The organism is Flavobacterium sp., assembly GCF_049590715.1.
Lineage (GTDB): Bacteria > Bacteroidota > Bacteroidia > Flavobacteriales > Flavobacteriaceae > Flavobacterium.
The window spans coordinates 1-10657 of record NZ_JBAWDL010000094.1; the positions used below are offsets into that span (position 1 = coordinate 1).

Annotated in this window: 6 protein-coding genes; 4 read left to right on the forward strand and 2 right to left on the reverse strand. The window is 34.5% G+C overall.

Features of this window, described 5'->3' with window-relative positions; all coding sequences use genetic code 11:
* Positions 1–67 precede the first annotated feature (67 nt).
* Positions 68–2221 (reverse strand): TonB-dependent receptor, encoded by a 2154-nt coding sequence (locus WBQ70_RS04585; protein ID WP_423911197.1) that lies wholly within the window; start codon positions 2219–2221, stop codon positions 68–70.
* A gap of 86 nt (positions 2222–2307) precedes the next feature.
* A complete protein-coding gene (locus WBQ70_RS04590; protein WP_423911200.1) occupies positions 2308–2682 on the reverse strand; it encodes a hypothetical protein in 375 nt (124 codons plus the stop codon).
* 331 nt (positions 2683–3013) lie between these two features.
* Here WBQ70_RS04590 and WBQ70_RS04595 point away from each other — a divergent pair, with 331 nt between their 5' ends.
* The 4 genes from WBQ70_RS04595 (at position 3014) to lpdA (ending at position 10336) form a co-directional block, all read left to right on the forward strand.
* The gene (locus WBQ70_RS04595) at positions 3014–5932 is read left to right on the forward strand and encodes an FAD-binding and (Fe-S)-binding domain-containing protein (protein WP_423911203.1); all 2919 of its coding nucleotides are present in this window, start codon (positions 3014–3016) and stop codon (positions 5930–5932) included.
* Positions 5933–6317: 385 nt separating this feature from the next.
* Positions 6318–6947, forward strand: a complete 630-nt coding sequence (locus tag WBQ70_RS04600) for an alpha-ketoglutarate-dependent dioxygenase AlkB family protein (protein WP_423911206.1) — start codon at positions 6318–6320, stop codon at positions 6945–6947.
* A 302-nt stretch (positions 6948–7249) separates the two neighbouring features.
* Positions 7250–8707: a glycosyltransferase gene (locus WBQ70_RS04605; protein WP_423911209.1), complete on the forward strand. Its 1458-nt coding sequence runs from the start codon at positions 7250–7252 to the stop codon at positions 8705–8707.
* A gap of 225 nt (positions 8708–8932) precedes the next feature.
* Positions 8933–10336, forward strand: a complete 1404-nt coding sequence (gene lpdA, locus WBQ70_RS04610) for a dihydrolipoyl dehydrogenase (protein WP_423911211.1) — start codon at positions 8933–8935, stop codon at positions 10334–10336.
* Positions 10337–10657: the final 321 nt, after the last annotated feature.

Here is a 10657-nt window from a genome sequence, read left to right on the forward strand (position 1 = left end):
GCCATTTGTACATGTTCTGTTTGATTTTTTTAGACCACTTTTTGTTTTTTGACTTTGTCATTTTGGTTTATTTTTTCAATGAAAAATTGTATTGCAATCCTACTAAAAAAGTTCTTGGAGCTGCAGCGGTAAATGTAGATTGCGAACTGGCTAAATTACCTCTACTAGCATTATAAGCATACAATTTATCGGTTAGATTCATAATGTTACCGTAGATTTCAATGCTTTTGTATTTATACCCAATTCGCGCATTAAATAAATTATACCCCGCATATTTTACAGTATTTACTTGGTCTTGGTAATAACTACTAATGAGTTGCCATTCGATTCCAGCTCTGAAATTAGGCAACCAGTTTGGGTAATACGTAACTTCTGAATTTCCTGACCATCTTGGTGCTTGTGGCATTTCGTAACCACTTAAGTTTTGTAAAGGATCTGTAGATTTGTCTGAAACTTGGAAATCAATATAACGGTGTTCAGCAACAGTTCCGCCTACACGTAAATTCCATTGTGTATTGGGTTTGTAGTTAAAACCAAATTCAATTCCTTTGTGTCTAGTTTCTCCTGCTGAACGGTAATCAGTTGATTTGTCTTCAAGTGTGATACTCAATAATTCGTTAGTACCTTCCATATAATAAAGAGCATAATCAAAACTCAATTTGTTTTTTAATAAACTCAACCATCCACCAACTTCATAATTTTCAAAAGTGGCAGGATCTAAATTATAATAAAACTGAGCTGGTGTTCCTGTATTTCCACCCGTTCCTGATTTTGCTCTAAAAATAGAAGTAATTCCAGGAGGTGCAAATCCTTGAGAATAGTTCCCGTAAAATCCTGCTTGTTTAAATGGATTGTAATTGATTCCCGCTTTAAATGTGAATTTATCATAGGTTTTAGTACCATTTGACTTGTCTAAAGCATTATCATACTTTATTTTCATAGCATCATAACGACCACCAACAGTAACAATTGTTTTAGCAATTGGGCTAAAACTAATTTGTTCAAAAACGGCTGTATTGTATATGTCTGCGGTATAATCAGCTAATTTAATTTCTGGATGTTCTGCAACGATTTCATATTTGTTTACGGTTTGTTTACCTGTTTCACCAGGATTTAAAGTAGCTTTAATATCTAATAAATACGACCAATACGTAACGGGTGAAAAATCATAAGAAGCACCACTAACCATTGTTGTTTTCCAAAAATCAAATTTTTGTGTATGTTGTGCTACTGCGCCATAACTTTTAAAGTTATTTGAATTTACTTCTCCAGTGGCAGTAGTTGGATTTACCGTTGGATTCCAACGAATACCGTATGAAGGATTTTGTCCCAGTTTGTTATCTCTGTGATAAACCGTTAAATAGGTACTTGAATTCGTATTCCAGTCGTGTTCTAATGTCAAACGTGTACGCAAAGCGTCTGATTTTCGATACGTAAAATCCGAAGTACTGGTGTAGGTTCTATTATTAAAATCGTTTTCATTCACACTACCGCTCATGTCTGAATAGTAACTTCCCACCATTGTATTGCTTATCATACGCGTATTGTCATTGATGTGGTAATCTACTCTAATATTCAAATTATCTTTTTTATAATCGGATTGTGCCATCCAAGAATTTTCTTGAAGACTCGAAATTCCAGCAATATGAAAACCTACTTTTCCAATAGTAGCCCCAGCTGCTGCTTGAATTCGTTTGTAACCCCATTGATCGGCTTGAACTCCAAATTTAAATTCAGGATAGTACGATGGCTTTTGCGAAATTAAATTCACTGTACCGCCTACAGCCTCAGTACCATATAAAGAAGAAACAGGCCCTTTTACTACCTCAATTGATTGTAAGTTGAATTGATTGATTTCTAATAAAGCATTGTGATTAAAAATTCCTAAAGGTCGAATAGGCAAACCATCTTCAAGATATAAATAGTAACTAGAATAGGAAATAGGTTGCCTGATTGACATGGCATGTTGTTCATTACCAAGATTGATCATTACTACACCAGGCGTTTTATTAGCGATCTCGAATAAGGCTGAAGCTTTGGCCTCATCAATTGTTTTATAATTGATTTTACTAATAGCAACTGGCGTTTCTTGACGTAGAGTTTTGGTTCTGTTTGCAGTAATAAATACGTTGTCTAATTCTGTTTGAGTAGTATCTACTTGTTTTTTTTGTGCGTTAATGAATTGTCCTACTAATACCAGTAGAATGATAATTTTTTTCATTTTAAATAATTATAATACATAGATTTTTTTGGCTTTAAGCCAAAAACATTTGAATTCTGCATATACAGCATTCCTAAAATTATAATTTACGCGAGGGGAGGGTGAAAAATAGCAAACGAAATCCGTATTGGATTTTGAGAAAAATGTGTTACTGGTGTTCTTTCTTTAAGGAAAGTAACCAATGGAGCTAGTGTATATTCTAAAGTGTCAGCAGTATAAACTAATTCTGTTTTCTCTTTCAAATTAGTATTATTCATTCTTTTTTCGTTGTCTTCGTATTTTTTTAAACTTTTTTGAAGTTCACAACGACCATTACAACTATTATTGATGTTAGCACGTTGTACACAAATTGTTTGAGCAATTTGATCTTGGGCTACTTTAAATTGCATAAAAATCACCATACTACCCATTGAAGGAAGTAAAAGAGTCAGTGACAATAAGGTTGCAAATAAAAGTTTCAATGCTGTTGTTTTTTAAAAGTGGTGCAAAAATAGTAAAAAGTTTTAAAGAGAAGTATGTCAAGTACTTTTTTAATGTTAAAAACTATTTTTTTAATGTTTAATCCATTTCGTTAGGTCAAATGCATGAATTTTTAAAATCAAAATTTAAGATTAGAAGAAAAAAATTGCGAATCTGGTTTTTTTTTTTTTTTGACTCATACATTTGTCCTGTCCATGTCGTCTGGACACTATTTTTAGAACTTCAAAATTTAACAAATATTGTCACAACAGAATATCATTGACTTCTAGGGATTATATTTATATTTGCTAGATATCATAAACAAAGGATTTCATGTCGCTTATATCACAATTCAAATCGTTATCAAAATCGTTAGAAGGAACACTTTTGTATGACGAACTCCATAAAATTTTATATTCCACTGATGCTTCAGCTTATAAACTAGTGCCACAAGCAGTAGCTTTACCTAAAACGGTGGCTGATATTGTGAAAATTGTTCGTTTTGCTGGAGAATACAAACTATCATTAACCCCAAGAACCGCTGGAACATCATTGGCTGGTCAAACTGTTGGAAACGGGATAATTGTCGATGTATCCAAACATTTTACAGAAATCGTTTCATTCGATGCGGATAAGAAAACCGTTACTGTACAGCCAGGTGTGATTCGCGACGAATTGAATTTGTTTTTAAAACCACACGGATTGTTTTTTGGTCCTAACACATCAACTTCTAATCGTTGTATGATTGGTGGAATGGTAGGAAATAATTCTTCAGGGACAACCTCGATTCGTTATGGTGTTACCCGTGATAAAATTATTGAGATTAAAGCTGTTTTAAGTGATGGGTCTGAAGTGGTTTTTGGCGAACTGACTTCGGCGGAATTTATCGAAAAGACGAAAGGCGCTACACTTGAAAATCAAATTTATAAAAAATTATACGAGGAGTTGTCGGTTGAAGCGACTCAGCAAGAAATAAAAAGTCAGTTTCCAAAACCAGAGATTCACCGAAGAAATACTGGATATGCGGTAGATATTCTGTTGCATTCGGATTTGTTTGGAGGAACGGAACCTACAATCAATGTGGGAAAACTCCTTTGCGGAAGCGAGGGAACACTAGCTTTTACTACCGAAGTAACCTTGAAAGTTGATGTGTTGCCACCCACAAATAATGTGATGGTTGTTGCTCATTTCAAAACCATTCAAGAAAGCTTAGAGTCGGTTTTACTAGCTATGAAACATCATTTGTACACCTGTGAAATGATGGACGACACCATTTTAGATTGTACCAAAACCAATCGTGAACAAGCTAAAAATAGATTTTTTATTGTGGGTGAACCCAAAGCGGTAATGATGTTTGAAGTAGGTTCATATGAAAGTATGGAAGATGCCGAAAAACAAGCAAATGCATTGGTAGCCGACTTAGAGCAGCATCATTTTGGTTATGCTTTGCCTAAAATTTACGGGACGGATATTGATAAAATAAACGAACTTCGTAAAGCAGGATTGGGACTTTTAGGAAGTATCGTTGGTGATGATAAAGCAGCGGATTCTATTGAAGATACTGCCGTAGAGTTGAGTGACTTGCCTAATTATATCGCTGATTTCTCTGCAATGATGGCACGTCACGGTCAAGGGGCAATTTATTACGCACATGCTGGTGCAGGTGAAATCCACTTGCGTCCAATACTGAATTTAAAAACTAAAGAAGGTGTTTACCAATTTAGAAACATCGCTACCGAAGTAGCTACAATTGTCAAAAAATATAGAGGTTCCCTTAGTGGAGAACACGGTGACGGAATCGTACGTGGCGAGTTTTTGCCATTTATGATTGGCGAGAAAAACTATGAATTACTCAAACGTGTCAAATTAGCTTTCGATCCGTATTCTGTTTTGAATATGGGGAAAATTGTTAATGCGTTAAAAATGGACGAAAACCTGCGTTTTGAACCCGGAAGAGACGAACCAGAAATACAAACACTTCAAGATTTCTCCGATAGTTTAGGAGTATTGCGTGCAGCCGAAAAATGCAACGGTTCAGGTGATTGCCGTAAATTACCATCAGCAGGAGGGACGCTTTGTCCAAGTTATCGCGCCACCAGAAATGAAAAAGACACCACAAGAGCGCGTGCCAATGCCTTGCGAGATTATTTGACAAACTCAGAAAAAGGCAATAAGTTTGATCATAAGGAATTGTACCAAGTTTTTGATTTGTGTGTGAGCTGTAAAGCTTGCGCCAGCGAATGTCCTAGTAACGTAGATATCGCTTCTTTGAAAGCCGAGTTTTTGTACCAATACCAAAAAGCGAATGGCTTTTCATTGCGTTCTAGAATTTTTGCTAATAATGCCAAATTGAATCAATTGGCATCAGGTTTTCCATCGTTTGCCAATTATATGGTTAATTTGCCGATTGTTAAAAAAATGATGGGTGTCTCACTCCGAAGAGAAGTGCCAAGACTTTCTAAAATAACCTTCAAAGATTGGTATGACGACCAAAAAGAATCCATTCACCAAACGACTTTAGTTAGTGGTAAAGTCTATTTGTTTTGTGATGAATTCACGAATCATTATGATGTTTCTGTTGGAATAGATGCATTTGAACTCTTAATATCTTTAGGATATGAAGTGATTATGATTAATCATGAAGAGAGTGGAAGAGCCTATTTATCCAAAGGTTTCTTAGAAGAAGCGAAAGAAATTGCAAATATCAATGTAGAGATTTTTGCACCTTTAATCTCAAATGAGATACCATTAATCGGAATCGAACCTTCGGCAATTTTGAGTTTTAGAGATGAATATTTACGATTAGTGGATGACAAACCAAAAGCTGAAAAACTAGCTAACAACGTGTTTACTATCGAAGAGTTTTTCAAAAATGAAATAACCAAAGGCAACATACAGGCTGATCAATTTTCGGATGTTTCCAAAGAAATAAAAATACACGGACATTGCCATCAAAAAGCATTAAGCAGCGTAGAAGCTACTTTTGCAATGTTGAATGTGCCTAAAAACAATCAAGTAACGATTTATAATTCTGGTTGTTGCGGTATGGCAGGCTCTTTTGGATACGAGAAAGAGCATTACGACATCAGTATGCAAATGGGAGAAGATACCTTGTTTCCAAAAATAAGAAACACAGCTAAAACTATTGAAATCGCCGCAGCAGGAACCAGTTGCCGTCACCAGATTTTTGATGGAACGAACCGTAAAGCACAACATCCTGTGAGTATTTTGAGAAGCTGTTTGAAGAATTAAAGTTTAAAAAATAGATGGCTTTCTTTTTAATCATATAACACATATACGTTTTTTTACTTTATGGCATGCTGAAAAAATTAAAACTGTAGTAGAAATATAAGACCATATAAGTTGTATTATACAAATGTAAAATTTCCTAAAGTAATGTTATCAAGGTGTTTTGTTGGTCGCCTTTAAGCAAATGAGACTTATATGTTCTTTCAATTATTTATATAATATATAAGGCTAAAGAGAAAAACTTATATGTCTTATATGGTTGAAAAAAAACAGATTGTGCCTTCTTAGTGCCCTTTATGTTTAAAAAAGTCTTACTATCTTTATGTCTTTGCAGTAAAAAAAACTTAGTTCCTTAGAATCTCAGTAACTCAGAACCTTTAATAAAAAAATGCTCGACTTATTCACACCAAATATCGACCCCACGCACAATTGGCTTCCACAAGACGGAACAGTCCATTATTACGGGCCATTGTTTTCAAATCAAGAAGCTAATCGGTATTTTGATGCGTTATGGAACGAAATCGAATGGAAGAATGACCAAGCTATCATTATGGGAAAACTCATTGTTACCAAACGAAAAGTAGCTTGGTATGGTGACTCCGAGTTTAGTTACACCTATTCTAAAACAACTAAGAAAGCTTTGCCATGGACAGAAGCGTTATCAGAACTCAAATCCATTATTGAAGCCAAAACAGGAGAAACTTTCAACTCCTGTTTACTTAATTTATACCATTCAGGCGAAGAAGGAATGGCTTGGCACAGTGATGCCGAAAAAGACCTGAAAAAGAATGGAGCCATCGGTTCGTTGAGTTTTGGAGCAGAACGTAAATTTGCTTTCAAACATAAAGAGACTAAGGAGGCTATCTCTATCTTTTTAGAGAATGGTAGCCTATTAGTGATGAAAGACCAAACCCAAACGCATTGGCTACACCGTTTGCCACCTACTAAAAAAGTTTTGAAACCCCGAATCAATTTGACTTTCAGAACGATTGAAAGGGAGTTAGGAATTGTAGGTTAAGGGTTGTGAGTTATGAGGAAACATACCTTAAAATTTTTTTAAATTTCAAAATCACATTTGTATTCAAATAAATTAAAACTTCAAAAACCCATTGAAGTGTGTAAAATTTACCCACTGAGAAACAAAATTACACACTATTAATTTTGCTTTAAATTATTAATTACCTGATAATTAGTAAGTTTTCAAATTGGCATACCCCTTGTTACTGAGCAAGTAGGCTGTTTTTTACTCATTTTGTTTTCTACAATGAATAGGAATAAAGGGAGAAAACAAGCCACGATAAAAACAATAACAAGACTACAATGAAAAGCGACACTATTACTTCTGAACAATTTTTTTCTTCAAATGGAAATGTAAGATTTACGGACAACAAACCAAAAACGGCTTTTAATTTTCAAAAAAAAATAATTAAAAGAAATACCGAAAAGAGAACAAGTACCATGGGTGTAGGGATACTTTTAAGTTCTTTTATACTAATGATTGCAGGAGCCTTTTCAGTTTATGAGATGCAAACTGATTTTGATCAATTTCATGTTGATAGGATAGATTCTACTTTTGGATTTTGTTTTCTTATTCTAACTCTTTTCTTATTGTTTTTTCAAGTTAGCGTTTTTCTGTATAATCTTTATCTTTATTTTAAATACAAACCTATCGAATCCGTCAACGATGATTTGTTACCAACAGTTACGGTAATAGTGCCTGCTTATAATGAAAGCAAACAAGTTTGGGATACCTTAATGAGTTTGTCATTAAGTGATTTTCCAGAACAAAAAATGCAGATTTTGGCCGTTGATGATGGGAGTAAAGACGATACTTGGTATTGGATGCAACAAGCAAAATTAAAATTAGGAGATCGCCTCACTATTTTTAAACAACCAGAAAATAAAGGAAAAAGACACGCACTATATCGCGGATTTCAATTGGGTACGGGAGAAGTTTTTGTCACTGTTGATAGTGATTCAATTGTAAAAAAAGATACTTTAAGAAATTTAGTAAGTCCTTTTGTTACTGATAAAAACTGTGGTGCCGTTGCAGGAAATGTACAAGTTTTAAACAATTCAAAAGCAATAATCCCTAAAATGTTGAATGTGAGTTTTGTGATGAGTTTTGAGTTCATGCGTTCAGCAGAAAGTAAACTAAATTCGGTTTTGTGTACTCCTGGTGCGGCAGCAGCATATAGTCGAAAAGCTGTATTTGGATGTCTTGAGGATTGGATAAATCAAACGTTTATGGGCGAACCTTCGGATATTGGTGAAGATAGAGCAATGACGAATATGATTTTAAAGCAAGGACATCACGTATTGTTTCAAAGAAATGCGATTGTACTCACGAATGTTCCTGAAGAATATACGGGTTTGTATAAAATGTTTATAAGATGGGGCAGAAGCAATGTGAGAGAAAATATTATGATGTCACAATATGTTTTCAAAAATTTCCGAAAAGGTACTAAATTTGGAACTAGACTGTTATTCTTAAATCAATCCCTGCGAATCATCATGACGTATCCATTGTTAGTGTTTATGTTGTTTCTTATCATAATGCATCCTTTATTGTTTTTGAGTTCAACACTATTAGGGATCTTAATTGTATCTAGTTTTTCAGTTTTCTTCTATGCAAAGAGATATAATTTATCAGAATCATTTTGGGCTTATTCATATAGTATTTTTTATACTTTTAGCTTATTTTGGATTGCTCCATATGCCTTAGTAACAGCAAATAAAAGAGGCTGGTTAACCCGTGGATTATCAGAAGTAAAATAGTTTTTTTAGTAAAAATAAATAAAGTGCTAAACTCAATAATTAAATCTTGAGTGTAGTACTTTTTTGTATTTGTATAAAATATTTTCGGATATTATATTTCGTTTTTAAATCAGATATTAGTATACAAAAACCTAACAAAATATCTTGTTTTTTAAACTTTAAACAAAACTTAATTCCTTAATTTTGTAATCGCAAAAATAATAATACACACATAAAAAATATACTATGAGTTCATTTGACGTTGTCATCATTGGTTCTGGACCAGGCGGATATGTTTCAGCTATTCGTTGTGCACAATTAGGGTTTAAAACAGCCATTATCGAAAAATATTCCACTCTAGGAGGTACTTGTTTAAATGTTGGATGTATTCCATCAAAAGCATTGTTATCATCTTCTCATCATTATGCTGAAATTAAGCATTTTGAAGACCACGGAATCGAACTTTCTGGGGAAGTAAAAGTCAATCTTGAAAAAATGATTGCTCGTAAACAAGCAGTAGTGGATCAAACTTCAGGTGGTATCAACTATTTGATGGATAAAAATAAAGTGACTGTTTTCAATGGTCTAGGATCTTTTGTTGATGCAACGCATGTAGCTATCGCAAAAGCGGATGGAACATCGGAAACTATTGAAGCTAAAAACATCATTATTGCTACGGGCTCTAAACCATCTTCTTTACCATTTATTAAATTAGATAAAGAAAGAATCATCACTTCGACTGAAGCTCTGGCTTTGAAAGAAGTACCAAAACACTTGGTGATCATCGGTGGTGGTGTAATCGGAATCGAACTTGGACAAGTGTACTTGCGTTTAGGAGCACAAGTATCCGTAGTAGAATTCATGGACAGAATCATTCCAGGAATGGATAGCTCTTTGTCTAAAGAATTGACTAAAGTGTTGAAAAAACAAGGAATGAAATTTTATACGTCTCACAAAGTACAGTCTGTTGAAAGAGTTGGTGATGTGGTGACTGTTAAAGCAGAAAATGCTAAAGGTGAAATCGTAACTTTAGAGGGAGATTATTCATTAGTATCTGTAGGTCGTCGTCCTTATACTGATGGATTGAACGCTGATAAAGCGGGAGTGAAAATTTCTGATAGAGGTCAAGTTGAAGTAAACGATCATTTACAAACTTCAGCATCTAACATTTTTGCCATTGGCGATGTAGTTCGTGGCGCAATGTTGGCGCACAAAGCGGAAGAAGAAGGTACAATGGTTGCTGAAATTTTAGCGGGACAAAAACCACATATTGATTATAACTTAATTCCAGGTGTAGTTTATACTTGGCCAGAAGTTGCTGCTGTTGGACAAACAGAAGAGCAATTAAAAGCGGCTGGAACTAAATATAAAGTAGGTAGCTTCCCTTTCAAAGCCTTAGGTCGTGCAAGAGCGAGTGGAGATTTGGACGGTTTTGTAAAAATCCTTGCTGATGAGAAAACTGATGAGGTTTTAGGAGTTCACATGATTGGAGCAAGAACAGCTGATTTAATTGCTGAGGCTGTGGTAGCAATGGAGTACAAAGCGTCTGCTGAAGATATTTCAAGAATGTCACATGCGCACCCTACATTCGCTGAAGCGATCAAAGAAGCAGCATTAGCTGCAACTGATAATAGAGCATTACACGTATAGTTTTATTTTTTTATCTTAACCGTCAAATTTTATTTGGCGGTTTTTTTTTTTATGTTTTTTTTTTTTTTAAGTTTGGTGGTCAATATTTACCTTTTTCAGGAGCTAATCCTGCTATCCGTTTTAAACGAAGTTCACTGAACTCCTAATAAAGATAAAGGTACAGTGAAGTACTCTTGTGGAGGCAAAACGCCAGCCCCCACAAGAATTTCTGCTACTATCAGGGCTAGGGTAGAGGTGTTATCAGGAAGATTCAGTTAATTAAGAATGTTTACTACTATATATAAGTAAGAGTAAGAAAGCGTATCTATATTATAGTGTATG